Origin of the sequence: Novilysobacter longmucuonensis (assembly GCF_046600735.1) — a bacterium.
GTDB lineage: Bacteria > Pseudomonadota > Gammaproteobacteria > Xanthomonadales > Xanthomonadaceae > Novilysobacter_A > Novilysobacter_A longmucuonensis.
Genome location: NZ_JBJMAW010000008.1, coordinates 97618 through 122441 on the forward strand (window position 1 = coordinate 97618; position 24824 = coordinate 122441).

General features: G+C 68.9%; 21 protein-coding genes. 18 read left to right on the forward strand and 3 right to left on the reverse strand.

All coding sequences use genetic code 11. The features are described 5' to 3' along the window. Positions 1-109: 109 nt before the first annotated feature. The gene (gene trmB, locus ACJQWM_RS09565; protein WP_332704134.1) at positions 110-841 is read left to right on the forward strand and encodes a tRNA (guanosine(46)-N7)-methyltransferase TrmB; all 732 of its coding nucleotides are present in this window, start codon (positions 110-112) and stop codon (positions 839-841) included. 137 nt (positions 842-978) lie between these two features. Beyond that, positions 979-2814, forward strand: coding sequence for an SLC13 family permease (locus ACJQWM_RS09570; protein ID WP_332704132.1), 1836 nt, complete (start codon positions 979-981; stop codon positions 2812-2814). An 85-nt stretch (positions 2815-2899) separates the two neighbouring features. Here ACJQWM_RS09570 and ACJQWM_RS09575 read toward each other — a convergent pair whose 3' ends face one another. Then, complete coding sequence (locus tag ACJQWM_RS09575) at positions 2900-3307, reverse strand: Rieske (2Fe-2S) protein (protein ID WP_411306786.1); 408 nt, start codon at positions 3305-3307, stop codon at positions 2900-2902. Between the two features lie 57 nt (positions 3308-3364). Between ACJQWM_RS09575 and ACJQWM_RS09580 the strand changes: the two genes are divergently transcribed. From ACJQWM_RS09580 to ACJQWM_RS09625, 10 genes are all read left to right on the forward strand, one after another. Beyond that, on the forward strand, positions 3365-3688 hold the full coding sequence (locus tag ACJQWM_RS09580) for a hypothetical protein (RefSeq protein WP_332704128.1): 324 nt from the start codon (positions 3365-3367) through the stop codon (positions 3686-3688). A gap of 55 nt (positions 3689-3743) precedes the next feature. Then, entirely contained in the window at positions 3744-4475 is a 732-nt protein-coding gene (locus tag ACJQWM_RS09585; protein WP_332704228.1) for a fumarylacetoacetate hydrolase family protein, read from the forward strand. A 99-nt stretch (positions 4476-4574) separates the two neighbouring features. Next, positions 4575-4994, forward strand: coding sequence for a large-conductance mechanosensitive channel protein MscL (gene mscL / locus ACJQWM_RS09590; RefSeq protein ID WP_332704126.1), 420 nt, complete (start codon positions 4575-4577; stop codon positions 4992-4994). Positions 4995-5332: 338 nt separating this feature from the next. After that, complete coding sequence (locus ACJQWM_RS09595) at positions 5333-6754, forward strand: M28 family peptidase (RefSeq protein ID WP_332704124.1); 1422 nt, start codon at positions 5333-5335, stop codon at positions 6752-6754. A gap of 9 nt (positions 6755-6763) precedes the next feature. Next, positions 6764-8500 (forward strand): EAL domain-containing protein, encoded by a 1737-nt coding sequence (locus tag ACJQWM_RS09600; protein WP_332704123.1) that lies wholly within the window; start codon positions 6764-6766, stop codon positions 8498-8500. A 345-nt stretch (positions 8501-8845) separates the two neighbouring features. Next, entirely contained in the window at positions 8846-9148 is a 303-nt protein-coding gene (locus ACJQWM_RS09605) for an STAS domain-containing protein (RefSeq protein WP_330970529.1), read from the forward strand. A gap of 102 nt (positions 9149-9250) precedes the next feature. Further along, entirely contained in the window at positions 9251-9616 is a 366-nt protein-coding gene (locus tag ACJQWM_RS09610; RefSeq protein ID WP_332704120.1) for a response regulator, read from the forward strand. 3 nt (positions 9617-9619) lie between these two features. Continuing rightward, complete coding sequence (locus ACJQWM_RS09615; RefSeq protein ID WP_411306787.1) at positions 9620-11617, forward strand: chemotaxis protein CheW; 1998 nt, start codon at positions 9620-9622, stop codon at positions 11615-11617. A gap of 190 nt (positions 11618-11807) precedes the next feature. Then, the gene (locus tag ACJQWM_RS09620) at positions 11808-12299 is read left to right on the forward strand and encodes a chemotaxis protein CheW (protein ID WP_332705875.1); all 492 of its coding nucleotides are present in this window, start codon (positions 11808-11810) and stop codon (positions 12297-12299) included. A 62-nt stretch (positions 12300-12361) separates the two neighbouring features. Further along, entirely contained in the window at positions 12362-14635 is a 2274-nt protein-coding gene (locus ACJQWM_RS09625; protein ID WP_332705878.1) for a methyl-accepting chemotaxis protein, read from the forward strand. Between the two features lie 296 nt (positions 14636-14931). On the opposite strand, the gene ACJQWM_RS09630 is transcribed toward ACJQWM_RS09625, so the two are convergent. Then, on the reverse strand, positions 14932-15240 hold the full coding sequence (locus ACJQWM_RS09630; RefSeq protein WP_332705881.1) for a YciI family protein: 309 nt from the start codon (positions 15238-15240) through the stop codon (positions 14932-14934). 103 nt (positions 15241-15343) lie between these two features. Here ACJQWM_RS09630 and ACJQWM_RS09635 point away from each other — a divergent pair, with 103 nt between their 5' ends. Then, positions 15344-16030 (forward strand): TetR/AcrR family transcriptional regulator, encoded by a 687-nt coding sequence (locus ACJQWM_RS09635; RefSeq protein WP_332705884.1) that lies wholly within the window; start codon positions 15344-15346, stop codon positions 16028-16030. A 163-nt stretch (positions 16031-16193) separates the two neighbouring features. Here ACJQWM_RS09635 and ACJQWM_RS09640 read toward each other — a convergent pair whose 3' ends face one another. Then, entirely contained in the window at positions 16194-16499 is a 306-nt protein-coding gene (locus tag ACJQWM_RS09640; RefSeq protein ID WP_411306788.1) for an energy transducer TonB, read from the reverse strand. Positions 16500-16777: 278 nt separating this feature from the next. Here ACJQWM_RS09640 and ACJQWM_RS09645 point away from each other — a divergent pair, with 278 nt between their 5' ends. The 5 genes from ACJQWM_RS09645 (at position 16778) to ACJQWM_RS09665 (ending at position 24805) form a co-directional block, all read left to right on the forward strand. Further along, complete coding sequence (locus ACJQWM_RS09645; protein WP_332705889.1) at positions 16778-19516, forward strand: methyl-accepting chemotaxis protein; 2739 nt, start codon at positions 16778-16780, stop codon at positions 19514-19516. A gap of 419 nt (positions 19517-19935) precedes the next feature. Next, positions 19936-22206: a putative bifunctional diguanylate cyclase/phosphodiesterase gene (locus ACJQWM_RS09650; protein WP_332705891.1), complete on the forward strand. Its 2271-nt coding sequence runs from the start codon at positions 19936-19938 to the stop codon at positions 22204-22206. Further along, on the forward strand, positions 22199-23131 hold the full coding sequence (locus tag ACJQWM_RS09655) for a CheR family methyltransferase (protein WP_332705895.1): 933 nt from the start codon (positions 22199-22201) through the stop codon (positions 23129-23131). Before ACJQWM_RS09650 ends, ACJQWM_RS09655 begins: the two co-directional genes overlap by 8 nt. Further along, the gene (gene cheD / locus ACJQWM_RS09660) at positions 23128-23739 is read left to right on the forward strand and encodes a chemoreceptor glutamine deamidase CheD (RefSeq protein ID WP_332705898.1); all 612 of its coding nucleotides are present in this window, start codon (positions 23128-23130) and stop codon (positions 23737-23739) included. Before ACJQWM_RS09655 ends, cheD begins: the two co-directional genes overlap by 4 nt. A 91-nt stretch (positions 23740-23830) precedes the next feature. After that, a complete protein-coding gene (locus tag ACJQWM_RS09665) occupies positions 23831-24805 on the forward strand; it encodes a protein-glutamate methylesterase/protein-glutamine glutaminase (RefSeq protein ID WP_411306794.1) in 975 nt (324 codons plus the stop codon). Positions 24806-24824 lie beyond the last annotated feature (19 nt).

Sequence of the window (24824 nt, forward strand, 5' to 3'; positions counted from 1 at the left end):
CTCCCCTTGAAGGGGGAGCCTCGTGCGCCGACGCCGATGCTGTTCTCCTTCCCCTTCAAGGGGAAGGCCGGGATGGGGGTGGGTTTTGTTCCGGCAGACGCAGATACCCATGACTGACTCGCCCACCAGGCCGTCCCCGCCCAAACCGTTCACCGTCACCGAGGGCCACCGCCAGGTCCGCAGCTTCGTCTTGCGCCAGGGCCGCTTCAGTCCGGCCCAGCAGCGCGCATTCGAGCAGCAGTGGCCGCGTTTCGGCCTTGATTTTCTGGGTGAGGCTCGCGACTTCGACGCGGTGTTTGGCCGCCACGCCAGGCGCGTGCTGGAGATCGGTTTCGGCAACGGCGAGGCGCTGCGCTTCGCCGCCAGGCACGACACCGACCGCGACCTGATCGGCATCGAGGTGCACGCCCCCGGCGTCGGCCGGCTGCTGAACGCACTGGCCGAGGACGACGCCCGCCACGTCCGCATCTACCACCACGATGCGGTCGAGGTGCTGGACCACGAAATCGCCGACGCCGGCCTGGACGAGATCCGCATCTACTTCCCCGACCCTTGGCACAAGAAGCGCCACAACAAGCGCCGGCTCGTGCAGCCCGCGTTCGCCGCGCTGCTGGTGCGCAAGCTCGCCACCGATGGACGCTTGCACCTCGCCACCGATTGGCAGGACTATGCCGAGCAGATGTGGGACGTGCTCGATGCGACCCCCGGCATCGCCAACCGCGCCGGTGCGCGCGGATCGGTGCCGCGGCCACCGTGGCGCCCGCAGACGCATTTCGAGACCCGTGGCCAGCAACTCGGCCATGGCGTCTGGGACCTGTTGTACGACCGGGTTGAACGATGATGCTGCTTGAAAGCGGGAACAGGGAACCGGGAAGGCGGCACGCCACGGCACGGCGATCCGGCCGTTTCCGGTGCCCTGTTCCCGCCTCCCGTTTTGCCTTTTCGCGTCCCTGACGCCGCCGCTACCCTGCCCCGCTGATGGAATCCGCGCTGACGCTCACCACCGACATGAAGCTCGTTCTCGGGCTGGTGGGCTTCACGATGGTGATGTTCCTGTTCGAGCGCATCCGCGCCGACGTGGTCGCGCTGGTGGTGCTGGTCCTGCTCGGCCTGTCGGGGCTGGTCGCGCCGGAGGAAATCTTCAACGGCTTCTCGACCAACGCGGTGATGGCGATCATCGCGACCATGATCCTCGGCGCCGGCCTGGACCGCACCGGTGCGCTGAACCGCCTCGCCGGCTGGCTGCTGCGGCGCGCGCATGGCGTCGAACAACGGCTGATGCTGTTGACCGGCGCGGTCGCCGGGCTCAACTCCTCGGTCATGCAGAACCCCTCTGTGATGGCGCTGTACCTGCCCGTCGCCTCGCGCCTGTCCTCGCGTACAGGCATGTCCCTGCCGCGCCTGCTGCTGCCTATCGCGGCGGCGATCGTGATGGGCGGCGGGCTGACCATGGTCGGCAACTCGCCACTGATCCTGCTCAACGACCTGCTGCTGGCGGCCAACAGCAACCTGCCCTCGGGCGTGGCGACGCTGGAGCCGCTGAGCATGTTCGCGCCGCTGCCGATCGGCCTGGCACTGCTGGCCGCGTCGCTGGTGTATTTCCACTTCGCCGGCAGCAAGCTCGAGCGTGAAGGCGGCAAGGGCGCGACCCCGGCGCGTACCCAGAGCTATTTCGCCAACGCCTATGGCATCGACGGCGATGTCTACGAACTCACCGTCACCGCCGACAGTCCGCTGGTCGGCATGGCGCTGGGCGAGGCCGAGGCGCTGCACGGCGCACCGCTGCTGCTGGCCCTCAAGAGCAACAACGAGTCGCGCCTGGCGCCACCGGCCGACACCCGCATCTGGGTCGGCAGCGTGCTGGGCGTGATGGGGGCGAAGCAGCAGGTGACCGACTTCGCGCAGAACCAGATCCTGCGCGTTAGCTCGCGCCTGCGCACCTTCGGCGACCTGTTCAATCCCAGCCGCGCCGGCATCTCCGAGGCGGTGATCCCGGCGACGTCCGGGTTCATCGGCAAGACCGGCCGCGACCTGGAGTTGCGCAAGCTGCTCGGGCTCAGCCTGCTGGCGATCAACCGCGACAAGGCGGTGATGCGCGAGAACGTGCGCGACGTGCCGCTGCGGGCCGGCGACATGCTGGTGCTGCACAGCATCTGGGCCGACCTGGGCGATGCCGCGGAGGGCAGGGACCTGGTCGTGGTCACCGACTACCCCAAGGGCGAGCAGCGCCCGCACAAGCTCAAGATCGCGCTGGGCATCTTCGCGGTGGCGCTGCTGCTGGCGCTGTCGTCGCGGCTGCCGGTGTCGGTCGCGCTGATGACCGGCGTGGCCGGGATGCTCATCGCCGGAGTGATCCACATCGACGAGGCGTATGCGGCGATCAACTGGAAGACCGTGTTCCTGATGGCCTCCCTGATACCGCTGGGCTGGGCGATGGACTCCAGCGGCGCGGCGGCCTGGATCGCCGGACATACCATCGAACGCATGCCGCCGGGGACCCCCATTTGGCTGCTGCAGGTCGCGATGGGCCTGCTCACCACCGCGTTCTCGCTGGTGATCAGCCACGTCGGCGCTGCGATCGTGATGGTGCCGCTGGCAATCAACCTGGCGCTGGCCGCGGGCGGCGACCCGACCGCGTTCGCGCTGATCGTCGCGCTGTCGGCATCGAACAACTTCATGACCGCCTCCAACCCGGTGATCTCGATGATCACCGGACCGGCCGGCTACACCAGCAAGGAACTGTGGAAGGTCGGTGCGCCGCTGTCGCTGGTCTATACCGCGGTGGCGGTGTTGATGGTGAATCTGCTGTTCTGACGGCGGATACGGCGGCTTTTGTAGGAGCGACGTAAGTCGCGATATCGCCCTCTCACCGATCAGCGCATCGCGACTTACGTCGCTCCTACACCCCAGAGGAGGAAGTCGCTCTGGGAGACGACAGCCACACGGCGCCATCGCGGACGTCGACCGGCACCGCGCGCAGGGTCTCGCCGCGGCATGGGCCGGCTACGCATTCGCCGCCGGCCAGCTCGAAGCTGGCGCCATGCGCGGCGCAGACCAGCAGGCCGTCCTTGCTCTTGAGAAACTGCCCCGGGGCCCAGTCGAGGCGCCGTCCGGCATGCGGGCAGACGTTGAGCCACGCCCGGACGTGATCGCCGTCGCGATACAGCACCAGCGATTCGGCATCCCCGTTCATCGTCGCTTCGGCTTCGGCCAGAGCCCCATCCGACAGCCGCTCCAGGGCCAGCAGCGGCCGCGGCGGACCGGCCTCTTCACGCCCGCTTAACGAATTCATTACTTCGTCGACCATGCCTAGCCCGATACTCGTTGCCCCGGCAACCGGCCGCATTGTGTCACGACGTACCGAATGTTCGCCCACTCGTTCCGCTTCAACCACCACCAGTTCCAGTCGCGCATGCGCAGTGCCTTCGAGCCGCGCAAGCCGCGTCACCCGCTGCTGCGCTTCGTGCTCGGGGTGGTTGGCCTGGGCGTGCTCGCGCTGCTGGTGATGTTCAGCGTGTTCGTGGGTGCGGCGATGATCGCGGTGGGGCTGATCTACCGGTTGTGGTCGGGCCGAGGCAGGCCACTGACGCGCAAGGCGCCGCAGGACCCACGCGTGGTCGAGGGCGAATACCAGGTGGTCGACCGGCCGGTGCTGGACCGCGCCGACGAGCGCCCGGCCGGCCGCTGAACCGCGCCAGCGGCACCGCTTCTCCAGGTTTCCCCTCCAAGCAGTGAGCGATCGCATGGGCGATGTCTTCCAGGCGCCGGCGCAGCCGCGCATCCCGGTCCGCAGTGCCACCGACGAGCAGTTGTTCTTTCCGGTGCGGCGGGTGTACTGCGTCGGCCGCAATTTCGCCGAGCACGCCCGCGAGATGGGCGCGGCGGTACCTAGCTCAGTGGCCGATCGCGGCCGCCCGGCGTTCTTCCTCAAGCCGGCTGACGCGCTGGTGCTCGATGGCGTGGTGCCCTACCCGCGTGGCACCCGCGAGCTGCACCATGAGGTGGAGCTGGTGGTGGCGCTCGGCCAGGACGCGCCGCCGGGCGTGCTCGATCCCAAGGTCGCGATGCCGCTGGTGTTCGGCTACGGCATCGGCCTGGACCTGACCCGTCGCGACCTGCAGGCCGCCGCCAAGGCCAAGGGCCTGCCGTGGGACACCGGCAAGGCGTTCGATCACTCCGCGCCGGTCAGCGCACTGGTGCCGGCGGCCGAAGTCGGCGATCTGGCCGCGCGCTCGTTGAGCCTGCAGGTCAACGGCGAAATCCGCCAGCACGGCGCCTTCGCCGACCTGGTGTGGGATGTGCCGGAAATCCTGCACGAGCTGTCGCGGCTGTACGCCTTGCGTGCCGGCGACCTGGTGTTCATGGGCACGCCCGCGGGCGTCGGTCCGATGCAGCCGGGCGATCGTTTCATCGCGCGGCTGGACGATGTGATCGAGCTGCAGGGCGAGATCATCCAGGACGCTCATTCCGGCTAGCAGCACCGCACGGCCGCGGCAAGCTCGCGGCTCCGGGGGACGACAGCTTGGCTATCCCGGCTCACCTATAGTCCATCGATCCTCAACACGGAGAGATCGATGAGCATCGTCAGCGAGTTCAAGGCCTTCATCGCGCGCGGCAACGTGATCGACCTGGCGGTCGCGGTGGTGATCGGCGCTGCATTCAACAAGATCGTCACTGCGCTGGTCGATGGACTGGTAATGCCGGTGATCGCCACGCTGACCGGCGGGGTCAGCGTGGATGACTGGAAGTACGTGATCCATCCCGCGCAGGTCGATGCCAGCGGCACCGAAGTCGCCGCCGAGGTGTCGATCAAGCACGGCATGGTGCTGCAGGCCACGATCGATTTCGTGCTGATCGCGTTCGTGATTTTCCTGTTCGTCCGGGCCTACAACCGCATGCGCAAGCCGGCCGAGAAGGCGGCCGCCGGGCCGAGCGAAGAGGTGCTGCTGTTGCGCGACATCCGCGATTCGCTGAAGCGCCCGCAGGGCGGCTGAAGGCGCCTTCAGGCAGTTTCCCGCTCCCGCTCCCGCGCGCCGCGGTTGCGGTTGCGGTTGCTTCACAACGCAAATAAATCTATATCGCATCTCCACAGACCCCGAAGGGGCGGGGTTGTTTGATTTGCGTTGCAGCAACAGCAACCGCAACGGCGGCGGCGGCGGCGGGCAAGCCAAAGTCAAACTAAGGTCAGGCAAGGTCAGGCAAGGTCAAGGTAAATTCGATTTTCCCCTGGGAACGACCGGGCATGGGCGTGTCACGTGACTTGGGACACGCCCGAGCGCCAGCGCCACTTGTTAAGCTGGCGGCTTCGCAAATTGCCGTGTGGGAGAGTGGAATGCGTGTTTCGTTGCGGGCCGTTGCGGCCACCCTGATGATGGCCGGCGCTGCGATGACAGCGGCCTCGGCGGCCGAGCCGCGCCAGACGCACATCCCCGAAGCGGCCATGGCCGCGGTGCCGGAACTGCGCGAGCGCGCGCTGGCCAGCGACCTGGGCTACGAGATCACCGAATCGCTGACCACCGAGGTCGGCGCGCGGCTGGCCGGCAGCGAGGCCGATGCGCGCGCGGTGGCGTGGGCCCGGGCGAAGTTCGAAGAACTGGGTTTCGACAAGGTCTGGGTCGAGCCGGTGACGTTTCTCAAGTGGGAGCGCCGCAGCGAACGCGGCGAGGTGCTCGGCGCCAATGCGCAGCAGCTCACGTTGACCGCGCTCGGTGGCAGCCCCGGCGGTACGGTCGAGGGCGAGGTAGTGCGTTTCGCCGACCTGGCCGCACTGGAGGCGGCACCGGCCGGCTCGCTCGACGGCAAGCTCGCGTTCGTCGACTACAAGATGGAGCGCGCGCGCGACGGCAGCGGCTACGGCCCCGGTTCGCGGGTGCGCAGCCGCGGCCCGTCCGAGGCGATCGAGGCCGGTGCCATCGGTTACCTGATGCGCTCGGCCGGGACCGATTCGCACCGCAACCCGCACACCGGCATCACCCGCTTCGACGAGGGGCTGACGCCGGTGCCGTCGGCGGCGCTGTCGGTGCCCGATGCCGACCAGCTGGCCCGCCTGCTCGCGCTCGGCCCCCAGCGCGTGCGCGTGGCGATCGACGCCGGCTGGAACGGTGAGGCGACCTCCTACAACGTCATCGGCGACATCCGCGGTAGCAGCAAGCCGGAGGAAGTGGTGCTGATCGGTGGTCACCTGGATTCGTGGGACCTGGGCACCGGCGCGATCGACGACGCCGCCGGCATCGGCATCACCATGGCCGCGGCCAAGCTCATCGGCGACCTGCCACAGCATCCGGCACGCACCATCCGGGTGGTGGCGTTCGCCAACGAGGAGCAGGGCCTGTACGGCGGCAAGGCCTACGCGGCGGCGCATGCCGATGAGATCACTGCCCACCAGATCGCCGCTGAGAGCGACTTCGGCGCCGGGCGCGTCTATGGCTACTCCAGCTCCGCACCCGCGCACGCGCAGGCGGCGGGCCGGCAGATCGCGCAGGCGCTGGCCCCGCTCGGCATCAAACACATGCCCGGCACGGGCGGTCCTGGCCCGGACATCAGCCCGTTTGCGGCGCAGGGCCTGGCCTGGGCGCGGCTGTCGCAGGACGGCACCGACTATTTCGACCTGCACCACACCCCCGACGACACGCTCGACAAGATCGACCCGGAGGCGCTGGCGCAGAATGTCGCCGCCTATGCGGTGTTCGCCTATCTGGCCGCGTCGGCCGAGGGTGACTTCGGCAGCACGCCGGCGGCCGCGAAGGAGGAGTAACCTCGGTCCATGATCGAGCGCTACGACGACTTTGGCGCCATCGCCGTAGACCCGATCACCGGGCTGTACCGGCTCGGCGCCAACGGCCCGAACCTGTCCACCGCGATCGCAGCGGCCGGCGCGACCAAGCGCCGCATCGCGCTGCTGCACATCGACGTGGACATGTTCCGCTCGATCAACACCAACATGGGCGAGGACATCGGCGACCAGGCGCTGGCCGCCGTCGCCCAGCGCCTGCGCAAGGCCATGCCGCGCGACGGCTGGCTCTGGCGGCTGGCCAGCGACGAATTCGTGCTGGGCATCGGTTATCGCGACGGTGAACTGGACGGCGCGCAAATGGCCGAGCGCCTGCGCGACGCTTTCGAGACGCCGCTGTCGATCCCGCCCTACACGCTGCCGATGACGCTGTCGATCGGCATCGCGGTGTTTCCCGACCATGCCCCCAACGCCGCGATGCTGCTGTCCAAGGCCGAGCAGGCGCTGCGCCGGGTCAAGCAGGAAGGCCTGAACAACATCGGGCTGTACTCGGCCGCCCCGGAAAAGGCCGCCTCCAACGACGGCTTCGCCGAGCGCTTCGTCGAGGCGCTGGAGCGTAGCGAATTCCGGCTGTTCTACCAGCCGCTGGTCGATGCCCACGACGGCAGCCTGACCGGTTTCAGCGGGCTGCTGCGCTGGCAGACCGAAGGCCACGGCCTGCTGCGGCCGAGCCACTTCCTGGACATCGTCGAGCGCGTCGGCCTGTCGGCACGGCTCGGCACCTGGGTCGCCGAGGCCGCGTTCGCGCAACTGGCGCAATGGCGCGCGCAGGGGCTGGATTACCTGTCGATGTCGGTGCACCTGGCCGGCGCGCTGCTGAACCAGCCCGGATGCGTGGACCGGATCGGCGAGCTGCTGCACCGCTTCGAGCTGCCCGGCACGGCGCTGGAGTTCGAGATCGCCGAGAGTGTGCTGGCGACCGACGCCCACCAGGTCTACGACACCCTGGTCGGGCTGCGCGCCACGGGCGCCACCCTGACGGTGCAGGATTTCGGCCTCGGCGGGCTGAGCTTCGCCGCGCTGGCGCAGTACCGGCTGGACCGGCTCAAGATCGACCGCAGCTTCATCCGAAACGTCGCCAGCGACCCGCGCAGCGCCGCGATCGTGCGCGGCATCATCGCGATGGGGCACCAGCTCGGCATGAAGGTCACCGCCAAGGGCGTGGAGAGCGAGGCCGAGCTCGGCTTCCTGCGCCGCAACCATTGCGATTTCTTCCAGGGTTATTTGTTCAGTGCACCGCAACCGGCCGAGGACCTGGGCGATTTGGTGCGCAAGCGTTTCCTGCTGCCGGGCGCGTTTGCCGCCACCCGGCCGGAACGTACGCTGCTGCTGCTGGACGACGAGGAGAACGTGCTGCGCTCCCTGGTCCGGCTGTTCCGCCGCGACGGCTACAACATCCTCAGCGCCAGCAGCGTCAGCGAGGCGTTCGACCTGCTCGCCAGCAACAGCACCCAGGTGATCGTGTCCGACCAGCGCATGGCCGACATGAGCGGTACCGAGTTCCTGACCCGGGTCCGCGACCTCTACCCCGACACGATCCGCATGGTGCTGTCGGGCTACACCGACCTGGCCACGATCACCGAGGCGATCAACCACGGCGCGATCTACCGGTTCCTGACCAAGCCGTGGAGCGACGAGGAGCTGCGCGAGCACATCCATGCCGCGTTCCGCACCTACGAGCGCCGCGCCGCGGGTGAGGCGGTGTACTGAGCCACGCATGACCCGTAGAGCCGAGCTCGCTCGGCTGCTGTTCTGCAGGAGCTCCCCATGGGCGCGACCGGCGCGGCCGTGTCATTCCAATCGCGGGCATGGCCCGCTCCTACAACAGCGCTCGATTTTGTAGGAGCGCCCCATGGGCGCGATCGGCGCGGCCGCGTCATTTCAATCGCGGGCATGGCCCGCTCCTACAACCGCGCTCGATGGGGGCGATGGTCTGCTGCGCATGCGCGGTCGGGCCGTGGCCGCTCCGCCAGAGCCCGGTGCAATACCGCCCGCTCAAGTCGCCGCCGCCGCCGCCGTTAATTGACACGAACCTCAACGGCCGCCCCACTCGCCATGACCCAGCTGTCCCTGCAACCCGACCTTGGCATCGAGCATGTCGCCGCATTGCAGGCGGCGCTGCTGCCGCACCTGGACGACGAGGAACCGCTGACCCTCACCGCCGACCGCGTCGAACGGGTGCACGCCGCCGGACTGCAGTTGCTGCATGCATTCGTGCGCGACCGCGCCAGCGCCGGGCGCAGCACCGTCGTCACCCTCGCCTCCACTACCCTGGCCGATGCCGCGCGACACCTTGCGCTGACCGCAAGCCTGGGCCTCGACGCGCCAGCCGAACCGGGCCGGACCTCACATGGCTAGCCCGACTCCCTTCACCCCCATCCCTGCCTTCCCCCGCGCTGCGGGGGAAGGAAACTCGTGGCACTCGACTGCGTCGAGTGCGCAATCTCATGGAGATCCTGCGTGAGCGCACAGCTACTGATCGTCGACGACTCGACTTCCATGCGGCAGATGGTCGCCTTCGCATTGTCCTCGGGCGGCTACGACGTGCGCGAAGCCGAGGACGGCCAGGCGGCGCTCGAGATCGCCAGGACCGCGCGGTTCGATGCGGTGGTCACCGACGTCAACATGCCGCGCATGGACGGCATCGAGCTGATCCGACAGCTGCGCCAGCTGCCGGACTACAAGTTCACCCCGCTGCTGATGCTGACCACCGAATCGGGCGGCGACAAGAAATCCGAAGGCAAGGCCGCCGGCGCAACCGGCTGGCTGGTCAAGCCGTTCGACCCGGAGCAACTGCTCTCGACGGTTCGCAAGGTGCTCGGCTGAGCCATGGACATCACCCAGTTCCACGCCGCGTTCTTCGAGGAAAGCCGTGAGGGCCTGGATGCGATGGAATCCAGCCTGCTCGGGCTGGAAGCCTCCGGCAGCGCCGATCCCGACACGGTCAACGTGATCTTCCGCGCGGCGCATTCGATCAAGGGCGGCGCGGCAACCTTCGGCTTCGGCGCGGTCACCGACCTGACCCACCTGCTGGAGACCCTGCTCGACGAAGCCCGCAGCGGCCGGCGCGTGCTCGACGCCGGCGCGACCGGCGCGTTGCTGGCTTCGGTCGACGTGCTGCGCGGCCTGTTGTCGGTGGCCGAGTACGGCAGCGCCGGGCGCGACGAGGACGCCGACCGCGCGGCGCTCGCGCAGGCGCGCGCCGCGCTCGACCGCCTGCTCGCGACCGACGCGGCGGCGCCGGCCCCGGCCGCGTCGGACCCATCCACCGCACCGGCCGCGCCGGACAACTGGCGCATCGGCTTCCGTCCGGAACCATCGCTGTTCATGAGCGGCAACGACCCGCTGCGGATCCTGCGCGAGCTCGGCAGCCATGGCGAGCTCAGCACCACCTGCCTGGACGACCGGCTGCCGCCGTTCACCGAACTTGATCCATTCGAGGCGCACCTGGCCTGGGACCTGATGCTGCCCGGCAGCGTGCCGCGCGCCGCGATCGACGAGGCCTTCGCCTGGGTCGAGGACCAGTGCGAGCTGTCGATCGAGGAACTGCGCCAGGCCAAGACCGAGCTGGCCCGCGGCGACGGCGCGCCTGTCGGCAATCCGGTCGATCCGGCCGCCCCGCCGGCCCGCCGCGCCAGCGATGGCGACAACTCGATCCGCGTCGCCGTGGCCAAGGTCGACGCGCTGATCAACCTGGTCGGCGAGCTGGTCATCACCCAGGCGATGCTGCGCCAGCGCTCCGAGTCGCTCGATCCGGTCGCCAACGAGGCGTTGCTGACCGGACTGGGCCAGCTCGACCGCAACACCCGCGACCTGCAGGAGGCGGTGATGAGCGTGCGCATGCTGCCGGTGGAGTTCGCCTTCAGCCGTTTCCCGCGCATGGTCCGCGACCTGGCCACCCGCCTGGACAAGAAGGTGCGGCTGAAGACCCAGGGCGAGGCGACCGAGCTCGACAAGGGCGTGATCGAGAAGATCGTCGACCCGCTGGTGCACCTGATGCGCAACGCGATCGACCACGGTCTGGAGATGCCGGCCGAGCGCCGTGCCGCGGGCAAGGACGAGACCGGCACCATCACCATGACCGCCGCGCACCAGGGCGGGCACATCATCATCGAGGTCGGCGACGACGGCAAAGGCCTGGACCGCGAACGCATCCTGCGCAAGGCTGCCGAACGCGAGCTGCCAGTGCCGGAAAACCCGACCGACGCGCAGGTCTGGGACCTGGTGTTCCACCCCGGCTTCTCCACCGCCGAGGCCCTGACCGACCTGTCCGGCCGCGGCGTCGGCATGGACGTGGTCAAGAGCAACATCGTCGCGCTCGGCGGCCAGGTCGAGATCCGCAGCCGCAAGGGCGCCGGCACCACCGTGTCGATCAAGCTGCCGCTGACCCTGGCGATCCTGGATGGGATGTCGGTCGCGGTCGGCGATCAGGTCTTCATCCTGCCGCTGAACATGGTGATTGAGTCGCTGCAGCCCGGCGCCGGCGAAGTCCGCACGATCGCCGGCGACACCCGCGTGCTGCGCGTGCGCGACGACTACCTGCCGCTGGTCAACCTGCGCGAGCAGTACCGCCTGCCGGCACCGGCCGGCGCCGCATCCGGCGCGGTGCCGATCGCGGTGGTGGTCGAAAGCAGCGGCCGCAAGCTGGCGCTGGAGGTCGACGAGTTGCTCGGACAGCAGCAGGTCGTGGTCAAGAACCTGGAAACCAACTACCGCCGCATCCCCGGCGTGTCGGGCGCGACCATCCTCGGCGACGGCCGCGTCGCATTGATCGTCGACGCCGGTGGCCTCGGCCAGCCAAGCGAGCGCCTAGCGGTGGCTGCGTGATGGACGCTCCTGGAAACATTGCTCATCATTCCCGCGAACGCGGGTTGCCTCATCGTGCCGCCGTAGGCGGCTACCCAGCGACGTTGCTGTTGCGCACTCAAGTCACTGGATCCCCGTCTTCGCGAGGATGGCGGACTGAGGCATCAGCTGCCCACCGCACACACCGCATCCGCGTCACAGGAACAATGCCATGAACCATCCGCTCCCCAGCGCCGCCACCCGCACCGACCTCGCCAGCCACGAGTTCCTCACGTTCGCGCTCGGCGAGGAGGAGTACGGCGTCGAAATCCTCAAGGTGCAGGAGATCCGCGGCTACGACGCGGTCACCCGCCTGCCCGACGCACCGGACTACATCAAGGGCGTGATCAACCTGCGCGGCATCATCGTGCCGGTGATCGACATGCGCCTGAAGTTCCGCCTGGCCAAGGCCGAATACAACGCGCTGACGGTGATGATCGTGCTCAACGTCGCCGACCGCGTGGTCGGCATGGTGGTCGACAGCGTGTCCGATGTGGTGCAGCTCGGCGGCGAACAGATCCGCGACGTGCCGGAACTCGGCGCCACCATCGACCGCCAGTTTCTGACCGGCATCGGCACGCTGGACGAACGCATGCTGATCCTGATCGACATCGAGAAGCTCATGACCGATGCCGACATGGGGCTGGTCGCAAAAGCCGCCTAGCGGTTTCCCATGGCGGCAAGCGCCCGCCATCCGTTTTGCTCCATCCGGACAAAGGAATGCGCATGTCTTTCAATAATCTCAGCGTCAGCGGCCGCCTCGCGGTCGGCTTTTCCGCTGTCATCGTCCTCATGCTGGTAATCAGCGGCATGAACATGGCCGGGCAGAAGCAGCTCACGGGGGCGTCCAGCGCGAACGAGCACACCTTTCGGGTACTGTTGGAAGGCGAGCAGTTGTTGCAGGACATGGTCAACATCGCGTCGGGCACGCGCGGTTTCGTGCTTACCGGCAACGGTGACTACCTGGAGCCTTTCGTCGCCGGCCAACGCGACTTCGACGCCGCCTGGGCAGAGGCGAATCGGCTGACCTCGGACAATCCCGTCCAGCAGGACCGCCTTGCCGAGGTGCGCGAGCTGCAGCAGCAGTTCGTGGCGTACGAACAGGGCCTGATCGACCAGCGCCGTGCGGTCGACGGCGGTGAGCAGACCATGGAGGCACTGCTCGCGAACTTCGACGATGGGCGCGGCAAGCAGATCTCCGACCGCACGCGGGCGTTGATCGCCGAATTCTACAAGTCCGAACAGGACCTTCTCGCCGAGCGTAGTGCGCATGCGACAACGATCGAATCGCGCGGCACCCTGCTCAGTGTGCTCGGCGGCCTGTTCGCCGTGGTCATAGCCGTCTGGATGGGCCTGCTGATCCGCCGCAGCCTGATGCGCCAGCTCGGTGGCGAGCCGGCCTATGCCGCCGAAGTCGTGCGCCGCATCGGCGCCGGCGAGCTCGACCGCGAAGTGCGGGTGCAGTCCTCCGGCCCGTCGCTGCTGGCCGGCATGCGCCAGCTGCAGCAGCAGTTGCGCAGCTTCAACACCGCCCAGTTGCAGATGGCCGAGCGCCATGAAGCCGGCGATACCGACCACCGCATCGACAGCGCCAGCTTCCCCGGTGCCTACGGCACGATGGCGCAGGCGGTCAACGACCTGGTCGACTCGCACATCGCGGTCAATCGCCACGTGGTCGAAGTGGTCTCGCGGTACGCCAAGGGCGACCTGGCAACGGACATCGACCGCATGCCCGGCAAGAAGGCCGAGATCACCGAGGCCATCGACGGGGTCAAGTCCGGCATGCTCGGGGTCAACGCCGAGCTCAAGCGCCTGGTCGATGCCGCCGTGGCCGGCGACTTCGCCCAGCGTGGCGACACCGCCCGCTTCGAGTTCGCCTACCGCGAGATGATCGTCTCACTCAACGAGCTGATGCAGACCGCCGATTCCGGCCTCGGCGAGCTCGGCACCCTGCTGTCGGCCATGGCCGAGGGCGACCTGACCCGGCGCATCACCGTGGAGCTCAACGGCAAGTTCGGCGAAGTCGCGGGCGATGCCAACCGCACCGTGCAGAAGCTCAGCGAGATCGTGCGCCAGATCCGCGAAGGCACCGAGACCATCAGCACCGCCGCGCGCGAGATCTCCGCCGGCAACACCGACCTGTCCACGCGCACCGAGCAGCAGGCCGCCTCGCTGGAGGAAACCGCCTCCTCGATGGAGGAGCTGACCAGCACCGTGCGCCAGAACGCCGAAAACGCGCGCCAGGCCAACCAACTGGCGATCAGCGCATCGGACGTCGCCACCAGCGGCGGCGGCGTGGTCGGCGACGTGGTCACGACCATGGGCGAGATCGACGCATCGTCCAAGCAGATCGTCGAGATCATCAGCGTCATCGACGGCATCGCGTTCCAGACCAACATCCTCGCGCTCAACGCCGCGGTCGAGGCCGCGCGCGCCGGCGAGCAGGGCCGCGGCTTCGCGGTGGTCGCATCCGAGGTGCGCAGCCTGGCGCAACGCTCGGCCGCCGCGGCCAAGGAGATCAAGACGCTGATCGGCAACTCGGTGGAAAAGGTCGAACAGGGCACCGCGCTGGTCGACCAGGCCGGCAAGACCATGCAGGACATCGTCACCGGCGTGAAGCGGGTGACCGACATCATGGCCGACATCAGCGCCGCCTCGGCCGAACAGAGCACCGGCATCGAGCAGGTCAACCAGACCGTGCTGCAGATGGACGAGACCACCCAGCAGAACGCCGCCCTGGTCGAGGAAGCCAACGCCGCCGCCCGCAGCCTGGAGTCGCAGGCCAGTGAACTCAGCCAGGCCGTGGCCGCGTTCCGCCTCGACAGCGGCCGCGCCTCGCCGGTCGCGGCCCAGGTCACCGCCAGGGTCAGCGAAATCGGCGCCAGCAGCACCCGCCGCGAACCACCCCAGCGGCTCGCGCCGAAGAACCCGGCGCCGCAGCGCGCACCGAAACCCGCGCTGGCCCGCGCCGGCGGCGAGCAGGAGTGGCAGGAGTTCTGAGGTTGATCCGGATACCGGATCGGATCGCGGGCCGGGCTCACACCCCGGCCCGCGGTTTTTCCAGCTGCCAAGTACCGGAACGGCGTAGAGCGGAGCTTGCTCCGCTGCCTTGATCTCAACCCCAGCCGAGCAAGCTCGGCTCTACGATTCACGCGCCCCCTGTAGGAGCGCCCCATGGGCGCGACGGTCGCATGTCCTTCAGCGCACCACCCCGCCGACTAATCCAGCTCCCTGCATGTCGACTTTTGCAGCAGAGGGCCGACCTCGGGTGAGCCAAGGCTCCCGTCGCCGTCCGGTCAACCGCAGCCTTGCTCCCCCGCCCCGGTGGCCATCGTAGCGGCCATGAGTTCGGCCACCTCGATGGATCCGCCGATCTCGAAGATCGGGCAGCCCCGCACCATCAGCGCCGCCGCTTCGAGGCTGCCCGCGTCCAGCAGGGTGTAGCCGCTCAGGCGGTCCTCGCCGGGATCGGCGGTTCCTTGAGCAGCATCGGTCACGATCGTCGAGCGGCACAGCACCGCACCCTGGTCGGCGATGGCCGCTCCGAGGCCCGCGGACCATGCCCGCCACCGGCCCATGAAACCGGCCATCTCGTCCTGGTCCACCGGCGGCTTTCCGCCGTGAAATGCAAGTAGGTAACGCGGCATCTTTGTCCCTTTCAGTTGCGCCCCGAACTCAGGGCAACTCCATCCTGACGCGTGACAATTTATGATCAAGAACATATTTTGGCGCAGGCGGCTTTCCTGGCGCGCGCCCATTGGTGGAGATCACTTGCCCTACAGCCCCGATCACAAGAACAAGACGCGCGCGCGCATCGTCGAAGCTGCGCGGTTGCTGTTCAACCGCCATGGCTTTGATTGCGTCTCGATCGACATGATCATGCAAGAAGCCGGCCTGACCCGGGGCGGGTTCTACTCGCATTTCAAGAGCAAGGAGGCGCTGTATTCGGCCGCCGTCGCCAGCTTCCTGATGGGGCGCGGCGCGCAATGGCGTGCCGACGCCGGCGTGGATCCGAACCGCGGTGAGGCGTCGATGGCGGTTCAGATGATCGAAGGGTATCTGTCGGCCGCACACCTGGGCGACCGCGACGGACAATGCCCGATGATCGCGCTGCCGTCCGATATCGCACGCTCCAACCCCGAGGTGCGGCAGGCCTACCAGCACCTGCTGGAATCGATGGTGTGGCTGTTCGAGAGCAATCTGCAGGACGCCACGCCCGAGGGGCGGCAGCGCGCATTGTCGCTGGCCGCGCTCTGCATCGGTGGCATGGTGATCGCCCGAACACTGCCCGATTCCGCCATGGCCGGGGACATCCGCGCAGCGGCGTTCAGCGCGGCCATGCAGCTTGTCGACGGAGCGTCGGAAGCGGCGGACTGCGCCAATTTCAGGACATAGCGGTCAGAGCCATGCTCTTGCGCCGCCAGCGGAACGCAGCCTACAGTTTACGCGCCCCGCAGGAGCGCCCATTGCGCGATGCTTTCGACCTTGGGTCCGCAGAAAAAAACGCGCCGTGCCGGCGCGTTTTTGTTTCAAACCCGGGAGAGAGAGCCCGGCACGCTCAGAGCGTGAAATCCAGCCGCACCTTGCCGCGGCCGCCGCCGGGGGCGAACTCCCACTGCTTGACCGCACGCACGGCGGCCGATTCGAAGGTGCGCGACGGTTTGGCGTTGACCACCGAGACGCTCTCGACCTTGCCGTCGGCGCCGACGGTGAACTCGACCTCGACGAACCCCTCGGTGCCGCCGCGAATCGCGTCCCGCGGGTAATCCGGTTCAACCCGCTTGATCGGCGTGAGATTGGCGTGGGCCGGCATCGCAAGTGCCAGCGCGAGGAACGCGGTGGCAACGACGGATCTACGGGACATGGGGTGCTCCTCCGGTATGGACGGCCGAGTTGCGGTCTGCACTCTTGGCAACGGCCGCGGGCGGGCATTCTTTAGCGTCCGCATGTGCGCGCCGTCGCATATCCACTCGGATGTCCCTATGGGGCTAAATCTCGAAAGTCGCCCGGTCGAGTGGTGGTGGTGGCGCAGCCGAGCAAGCTCGGCTCTACGGAGGCCCACTGTCACGAACCTAAAGTTTCCGCCGCGGCCGCCGTTGCCGGGGGCAGACACAGTCGCGCTTCCCCTTTGCCGAGGTCCCCATGTCCAACCGCCTGCCCTCCTCATTGCTTGACCGCGTACTTGCGCCGGCCTCCCGACTGATGGCGCGCCTGCGCTTCGGCCAGAAGGCGCTGGTGATCGGCGCGTCGTTCATGCTGACCTGCGGCGTGCTCGGCGGCATGCTGATCACCCGCGCCAGCAGCGATCTGGAAACCGCGCGCATGCAGCGCGATGTGATCGATCCGCTCGGCGGGCTGCACCGTTCGATGCTGGCGATGCAGGAATATCGCCAGCTGACTACACGCAACACGTCCGGCGACGCCGTAGCTCCGCAGGCACTCAGCAACGCGTCCGCGCAGGCCAGCCGCGAGCTGGATCGCGTGGAGCAGTGGACCCGGGGCAACCTGCCCGAATCGGCCGCGCTGAAAGCCGCGTTTTCCGAAACCCGGGCCGCCTGGACCAAGGCGACCAGCGGCACCGATGCGAACGCGCTGGTCGAGGAGCGCAACGAGGCGGTGCGCCAGTTGCGCCAGGTGATGGGCCTGATTGCCGACCTCAGCAGCCTGTCGCGGGCCGACCGGGCAGAGATCCTCTACACCGGACAGATCGCCACCGAGTGGCTGCCGACGCTGACCGAGTACACCTCGCAGCAGTCGGCCGTCGCCATGCGCGTACTCGGCGACGGTGCGATCTGGGTCGACGACCGCACCGCCATCTCGGTGACGCGCAACATGCAGGACTTCCTGCGCCGGCGTGCGCAGCTCGACGCGGGCAACGCCGAGCAGGCGATGCCGTCGCTGGCCGAGAGCCTGGGCAAGCGGCTGGACAGCGCGATCGCGGCGGTCGCCAAGCAGGACCAGCTGATCCAGGAGCGCATCCTCGATGCCGATTTCCCGGAGATGCCGGTCAAGGCGATGGCCGCGCGCGAGGAAGCCACCCGCCTGGCGCTGGCGGCCGCGCTGGTCGGCGCCAGCAACTCGCTGTACGCCGCGACCGATGCCGAGATCGGCGCGCTGGAGCGCCAGTTGGCGCTGATGTGGATGTTCATCGCCGGGGTGCTGTTGCTGACCGCCTACCTGTTCCTTGGTTTCACCCGCAGCACGCGCAGCTCGCTGCAGGCGATCAAGCAGGCGGCCGAATCGATCGCCGCCGGCGAGTTCCCGCAGCGCGTCAACGTCAGCAGTAGCGACGAGATGCGCGACATCGCGGTCAGCCTGGACCGTGCGGTCGGCAGCTTGCGCGGCTTCGCGGAGGGGCAGCGCGCCGTGTTCGAGGCGCACCAGGCCGGCAATGTCGACGAGCGGCTCGACGCCAAGGCGTTCCCGGGGTCGTTCGGGGTCATGGCCGACGAGATCAACACGCTGGTGACCTCGCACATCGACCTGCAGACCCGCGTCATCGCGATGATCGATGCCTACGGCCGCGGCGACCTGTCGGAGGACATCGAGCGGCTCCCGGGCAAGAAGGCGCGCATCACCGAGGCGGTCGATGACATCAAGGCCCGCATGCTGGCGGTCAATACCGAGATCAAGGGGCTGGTCGATGCCGCCGTGGCCGGCGACTTCAGCCGCCGCGGTGACGCCGGGCGCTTCGAGTTCGTCTACCACGAGATGATTGAAGGCTTGAACGAGCTGATGATCAGCGCCGACCGCGGCCTGAGCGAGGTCGGCACCCTGCTGGCCGCCGTCGCCGAGGGCGACCTCACCCGCGAAGCCGACGCCAACCTGCCGGGCCAGTTCGGCGAACTCGCCGCCAACGCCAATGGCACCGTGCGCCAGCTGGCCTCCGTGGTCGGCCAGATCCGCCAGGGCAGCGACGCGATCAGCGCGGCCGCCGGCGAAATCTCGGCCGGCAACAGCGACCTGTCCCAGCGCACCGAGCAGCAGGCCGCATCGCTGGAGGAAACCGCCTCCTCGATGGAACAGCTGACCTCCACCGTGCGCCAGAATGCCGACAACGCGCGCCAGGCCAACCAGCTGGCGATCGGCGCGGGCGATGTCGCATCCCAAGGCGGCGAGGTGGTCGGCCGCGTGGTCCACACGATGACCGCCATCAACGCCTCCTCGCGCAAGATCGTCGACATCATCAGCGTGATCGACGGTATCGCGTTCCAGACCAATATCCTGGCGCTCAACGCCGCGGTCGAAGCCGCGCGCGCCGGCGAGCAGGGCCGCGGCTTCGCGGTGGTCGCCTCCGAGGTGCGCTCGCTGGCGCAGCGCTCGGCCGGCGCGGCCAAGGAGATCAAGCAGCTGATCGACGACTCGGTCGGCAAGGTCGAGGAAGGCAGCACGCTGGTCAACCAGGCCGGCAAGACCATGGGCGAGATCGTCACCAGCGTGAAGCGGGTGACCGACATCATCGCCGACATCAGCGCCGCCTCCCAGGAGCAGAGCACCGGCATCGAGCAGATCAACCAGGCGGTGCTGCAGATGGACGAGGGCACCCAGCAGAACGCCGCGCTGGTCGAGGAGGCCTCGGCCGCGGCGCGCAGCCTGGAGCAGCAGTCCGGCCATCTCGTGCAGACCGTCGCCGCGTTCCGGCTGAACCTGGAGGCCAGCGCCGCAGCCAGCGCCCCGCCCACCTCGCGCAGCGCGCAGCCGCCGGCACCCAAGGGCGAGCTGGCGGCCAGGCGCGAGCCGGTGATCGAGTTGGGCGCACGGGTCGCACGTCGCGAAGCCGACGCGCGCCAGGCCGCCTCCGCGCAGGCGCCCAAGCCGCCGGCGCGCAAGCGCGGCAACGGCGCGGTCAACGGCAGCGAGCAGCACTGGCAGGAGTTCTAGGCTGCGACGCGCATCCGGTTGCCGTCACCTTGCGAACGCGCCCTCCGGGGCGCGTTTGTTTTTCGCTCGACCGGGCCGTGTAGGAGCGGGCCATGCCCGCGATCGCCATTCGTAGTAGAGCGATCGCGCCCATGGGGCGCTCCTACGCAGAAGCAGGCCGTTCGCTCGACCGGTTTTTGTAGAAGCGGGCCATGACCGCGACCGCGCTATTCGTAGTAAAGCGATCGCGGGCATGGCCCGCTCCTACGGGTCCTCCGGCGGCTGCGCCTCGCTCAAGTACCGGCCGCGCGCGCCGTTAACGACCGAGGAGACGACGAGCCCCGTGCTCCGGCTCCACAGGATCCGCCTGCCCGCGGGTCCGCCCACGCAATGACGCACCACGCGCCACGATGGCCGGCAGCACGCCCCAAGGACGCTCCATGACCCTGCACAACCCGTTTCAGCCCCGCATTGCAGGTCATCTGGGCGCGCCGTGGAACCGGATCGGCGACGATCTGCTGAGCGATGCGGCGCTGGGTGGAGAGGAATTCGCCGATGTGGTGTCGCTGGCCGCGAAGCTGTGCGGGGCGCCGATCGCGATCCTGGCCGCCGGCCATGGCGAGGCCCTGCGCGTCATCGCGCAATGCGGGCTGGACGAGGCCGCCGCGGCCGGCAGCGCGCTGTACCGTGCGCCCGGGCCGGAGCTGCCGCTGCTGGCGCTGAACGATGCGAGCGGCGACACGCGCTTCCGGGACGATCCGATGGTGCGCCAGGCCGGCGTGCGCTTCTGCCTGGGCCTGGCGCTGTTCGCCGGCGACGGGCAGTGCCTGGGCGTGCTCGGCGTGGCCGACACCGCGGCGCGGCCCGACGTGACCCAGGCCACCGAAACCCTGGAGCGGCTGGGCCGGCTCGCCGCGCGCCTGCTCGAGCGCCATCAGTTGCAGCGGCGCAACCGCATCGCCGCGCAGATCATGCAGGCTGACTTCAGCGCGGTAGTCGTGACCGATGCGCGTGGCGACGTGGTGTTCGTCAACCGTGCGGCGCAGGCACTGTTCGGCAGCGGCGCGCGCGCGATGCGCGGCCAGCCGATCGAGTTGCTGTTTCCGCCGCACCTGCAGGACGACCCCGCCGCCGCGGCCGCATGGCTGCAACCAGCCGGCGCCCCCCCGGCACATCGCGAGGACCCGCTCCACCTGCGCACCGCCGGGCGCGACGGCGAGCCGCGCACGCTGGAGGCGGCGCGTTGCGCCTGGCGGGTCAGCGATGGCCAGGGCGTCGCGCTGATCCTGCGCGACATCACCGAGCATCTGCGCCAGCAGGCGCACCTGCGCAGGATCGCGTTGTACGACACCCTGACCGAGCTGCCTAACCGCAACGCGCTGGTCGAGGCATTGACCGCACGGCTGCACACCGACGATCCGCATGCCCGCCGGCAGACGCTGGCGGTGGCGTTGCTGAAGCTCGACAACTTCAAGAGCCTCAACGACACGCTGGGCCACACGGTCGGCGATGCGGTGCTGCGCGAGACCGCCACCCGCATGCGCGCCATGCTGGACGACGAGGCGATGCTCGCGCGCTTTGGCGGCAACGAGTTCGCGATGCTGTTGCCCAACACTGCGCAGCTGTCCGGGCCGTTACTGTCGGTGCAGCTGCAACCCCTGCTGGCCGCGATCTCGCAGCCGTTCCTGATCGACGGCCATACCATCCACCTCGACGCCAGCATCGGACTGGCCGTGCACGAGGCCGGCATCGGCGGCGACGACCTGATCTCGCGCGCCGACCTCGCGCTGTACCGGGCCAAGACGGTCGGCGGGCGCCAGGTGTGCCTGTTTGACCCCGACATGCGGCAGCAAGTGCTCGACCGCCGCCAGCTCGACATGGAGCTGCGTCGCGCGCATGCCTCTGGCGAGTTCGAGCTGCACTACCAGCCGCAGATCGATCTGCGCACCGGCCGCACCGTCGGCGCCGAGGCGCTGCTGCGCTGGCGCCATCCGCAACGCGGCCTGCTGTCGCCGGTGGCGTTCATCGAGGCGCTGTCGAGCAGTCCGGTCGCCGCCGATGTCGGGCGCTGGATCCTGCAGCGCGCCTGCATTGATGCCGCCCGCTGGCCCCAGATCGGCGGGCGCGATGTCACCATCGCGATCAACCTGTTTCCGGTGCAGGTCAACGACGGCCGGCTGCAGCTCGAGGTCGACCATGCGCTGAGCGCCAGCGGACTGGCGCCGGGCCGGCTGGAACTGGAGATCACCGAGTCGATCGCGCTGCGTCCCGACGACAGCGCGGCGGTCACCCTGGCATCGCTGCGCGATCGCGGTATCCGGCTGGCGTTCGACGACTTCGGCACCGGTTACGCCTCGCTGTCGATGCTGCAGCGGTTCCCGATCGACCGGGTCAAGATCGACCGCTCGTTCGTGCGCGACATGCTCGACAACCACAGCGATGCGGCGATCGTGCGCTCGATCGTGCTGATCTCGCGCAACCTGGACCTGCACGTGGTCGCCGAGGGCGTGGAGACGCTGGGCCAGGCCGACATACTGCGCGGACTCGGCTGCCAGGGCGCGCAGGGCTACCTGTATGCGCCGGCGCTGGACTCGAAGTCGTTCGATGCGTGGCTGGCCCGCCAGCTGCGCGATTCCGGTGGCGGACCGTGGCGCCACCTGTCGGGCAGCGACCTGCCCGACAACGGCATGACGAGTCGCGCCGATGGCTGAGGCTGCTGCCGTCGCTGCGCGCGACGATCACGACGACCGCGCCTTCGCGTTCGATGAGCGGGATTTCCGCCGCATCTGCCGGCTGATCCACGAGCACGCCGGCATCGCGCTGGGGCCGCACAAGCGCGACATGGTCTACGGCCGCCTGGCGCGGCGCCTGCGCGCCCATGGCCTGGAGCGCTTCTGCGACTACCTCGATGCGCTGGAGGCCGGCACGTTGGCCGTCGGCGGGGAGGAAGAATGGCAGGCGTTCGTCAATGCGCTGACCACCAACCTGACCTCGTTCTTCCGCGAGGCGTACCACTTCGATGACCTCATCGCCCACCTGCGCGGCGCCGGCCCGGGGTCCGCCAGCCGGCCGCTGACGATCTGGTGCTGCGCCGCGTCCACCGGCGAGGAGCCCTACTCGCTGGCGATCGCCGCATGCGAAGCGTTCGGTACGCAGGCGCCGCCGGTGCGCATCCTGGCCACCGACATCGACACCAACGTGCTGCAGACCGCCGCGCGCGGCGTGTACTCGCTGGAGCGCATCGCGGCGCTGTCGCTGGAACGCAAGCAGGCGTTCTTCCAGCGCGGCAGCGGACCCAACGCGGAGCTGTGCCGGGTGCGCCCGGCGCTGCAGTCGCTGGTCACGTTCCGGCCGCTCAACCTGCTGGCCGATGATTACCAGCTGCGCGGCGGTTTCACCGCGGTGTTTTGCCGCAACGTGATGATCTATTTCGACAAGCCGACCCAGTACCAGGTACTGGGGCGCATCGCGCCATTGCTGGGACCCGACGGGCTGCTGTTCGCCGGCCATTCCGAGAGTTTCACCCACGCCCACAACCTGGTCGTGCCGTGCGGGCGCACCACCTACCGCGCGGCCGGTGCGACGCCACGTCCGGAAGGACGCGGCAACGGCGTGGCTTTGGGGGCAAGGCGATGAACGCCGCCGTGCTGCCGCTGGCCGAAGCCGCGCCGGATACCTACTACGACAGTGCGCTGCAGACCGAGGCGATCAAGCTGCTGCCGGCCGACTATGTCGTGACCGATCAGCCGCTGGCGCTGGTCACCCTGCTGGGCTCGTGCGTGGCCGCGTGCCTGTACGATCCCGCGCTGGCGGTGGGCGGCATGAACCACTTCATGCTGCCCGACGGCGGCCAGGACCGCGGCGGCGACACCGTCAGCGCGCGCTACGGCATGCATGCGATGGAGCTGCTGATCAACGGCCTGCTCAAGCGCGGCGCGCGCCGGCCGCGGCTGCTGGCCAAGGTGTTCGGCGGCGGCAACGTGCTCAGCGGCTTCCATACCGATCCGATCGGCACCCGCAACGCGCGCTTCGTGCTGGAGTACCTGCAGGCCGAGCGCATCCCGGTGCTGGCGCAGGACTTGGGCGATATCCACCCGCGCAAGGTGTGCTTCTTCGCCCAGACCGGCCGCGCCCTGGTGCGCCGCCTGCCGGCCACCCGCGACAGCGAGATCGCCAAGGTCGAACGCGCCTACTACGGCACCCTGACACGCGCACCGGTGACGGGCAGCGTGGAACTGTTCTGAGGTGGTGGCCGTGCTCCAAGCGCCCGAGGCGAGGCCGCGCATACCCGTAAAAGTGCTGGTCATCGATGATTCGGCGCTGATCCGCAAACTGATGACGGAGTTGCTTGGCGCCGATCCGGACATCGAGGTGGTCGGCGTGGCGGCCGATCCGTTCATCGCGCGCGACAAGATCAAGCAGCTCGCGCCCGACGTGCTCACGCTGGACGTCGAGATGCCGCGCATGGACGGCCTGACCTTCCTGCAGAACCTGATGCGGCTGCGGCCGATGCCGGTGGTGATGGTGTCCTCGCTGACCGAACAGGGCGCGGCGGTGACACTGGACGCGCTGGCGCTGGGCGCGGTCGATTTCATCGCCAAGCCCAAGCTCGATGTCGCCCGCGGCCTGGCCGGCTATGCCCAGCTGCTGACCGAGAAGGTCAAGCAGGCCGCGCAGGCGCGGGTCGCACCGGTGCTGGCCCCATCGGCGGCGCCCCGCAGCGCCGGTCCGATCGCCTACCGCACCACCGATCGCGTGCTCGCGATCGGCGCCTCCACCGGAGGGACCGAGGCGATCCGTCAGGTGCTCTCGACGATGCCGGCCGACGCGCCGGCGGTGGTCATCGCCCAGCACATCCCGGCGGCGTTCAGCAGCGCCTTCGCTCAGCGCCTGGACCGCAACAGCCGCATGACCGTCGTCGAGGCCATGTGCGACCAGCCATTGCTGCCCGGCCACGCCTACCTCGCGCCCGGTGGCCGCCACCTGCGCGTGGAGCGCAGCGGCGCACGCTGGATGGCCCGGCTCGGCGACGACGACATGGTGCGCGGCCATCGCCCGAGCGTCGACGTGCTGTTCGAATCGCTCGCCCGCCATGCCGGCGCCAACGCCGGCGCGGCATTGCTGACCGGCATGGGCAACGACGGCGCCCACGGCCTGCTGGCGCTGCGCCGGGCCGGCGCGGTGACCATCGCCCAGGACCGTGCCAGCAGCGTGATCTGGGGCATGCCCGGCGCCGCCGTGGCGTTGGATGCGGCGCAGGATGTGATTCCCCTGACCCGCATCACCGAACGATTGCTCCAGGCGCCATAGGACGGGCTCTACCGTGACC